General features: G+C 59.9%; 1 protein-coding gene and 2 pseudogenes. All 3 read right to left on the bottom strand.

The features are described 5' to 3' along the window. A pseudogene (locus NKI19_RS32745) lies at window positions 1-174 on the bottom strand (IS66 family transposase); the annotation flags it as partial. A gap of 54 nt (window positions 175-228) precedes the next feature. Continuing rightward, window positions 229-582: an IS66 family insertion sequence element accessory protein TnpB gene (tnpB, locus tag NKI19_RS32740; RefSeq protein ID WP_352469379.1), complete on the bottom strand. Its 354-nt coding sequence runs from the start codon at window positions 580-582 to the stop codon at window positions 229-231. Then, window positions 563-874: pseudogene (locus tag NKI19_RS33015) on the bottom strand (IS66-like element accessory protein TnpA); the annotation flags it as partial. The gene tnpB and the pseudogene NKI19_RS33015, both read right to left, overlap by 20 nt. Window positions 875-978: the final 104 nt, after the last annotated feature.

Here is a 978-nt window from a genome sequence, read left to right as displayed (position 1 = left end):
ATTGAAGAGACGGTCAATGTGCTTTTCGCTCTTCGGCGCAAAACGATGCAGCCGCGCAAGCGCCAGCTCTTCCTCGAGTTTGACGACGCGTTCGGCGAGTTGACGGTTCTGCGCCTGCAGCGCAGCAATACGCGCCATCAACGCTTCAACAGTCGGTTCGCCGGGTCGATTCATCAGATTCTTGAATCGAAAGCATGCCGCGGCGTCAACCGCTCAATTCGAGAGCCCTCAACCGGCAACCTGATATTGCCGCACCGGATGGCGGACCATCGCATCGATGTCGATGCCGTCGAGGATCCAGTGCAATTGCTCGGTCGTAAGCGTGACCACCGCTGCCTCCCGGCGCGGCCACCGGAACTTGTCCTCGGTCAGCCGCTTCATTACCAGCACAAAGCCCGACCGATCGAAGAACAGGAGCTTCATCCGGTCGCGACGGCGATTGCAGAACGCAAAAACCGCCGGAGCAAACGGATCGAGCGCCATCGTCTCTTGGACCAGAACCGCAAGGCTGTTGATGCCGGCCCGGAAGTCGATCGGCTCGCGGTGCAGGTAGACTTTCAGGTCAGCGCCCAGTCTGAACATGACCCAGCGCTCCGATGGTTGCCGTCAATGCATCCGCATCACCGCATTCCAGCGTCAACTTCACGCCGTTCGGCAGCGACGCGCTCACCTTGGCTGGAGAGGAAAAATGCGCTGTCCTTTTCGATGCCGACCTACGCACCCCATCGCAAGTCCCCGGCAAATCCACCGCAGCCATGCTGCTCTGCAGCAAGGCCCGATCGGAAGTGCTTTCAATCTGAACCGGGATGAACGCTGATGGTGAGGGCGGCGGGAGGGTCTCCGCGCGCCTCTTTATCCACTTCCGAAGAAGGTTCGTAAGCGGTGTTCTCGGGCCACGGCCTTGAGCTCGAGCTTGTTGATGTAGACCCAAGGCAGGAGATCGTCGATCTGGCTGTTGGGGTGGCCGTTGACGATCCT

The organism is Mesorhizobium sp. M0751 (assembly GCF_040320265.1).
Classification (GTDB): Bacteria; Pseudomonadota; Alphaproteobacteria; order Rhizobiales; family Rhizobiaceae; genus Mesorhizobium.
Note: the sequence above shows the minus strand (reverse complement) of the source record. Positions and strands in the feature narration are given on the sequence as shown.

Excerpts from the sequence above, each read along its gene's own strand:
- tnpB (WP_352469379.1), bottom strand. The coding sequence starts at position 582 with ATGTTCAGACTGGGCGCTGACCTGAAAGTCTACCTGCACCGCGAGCCG.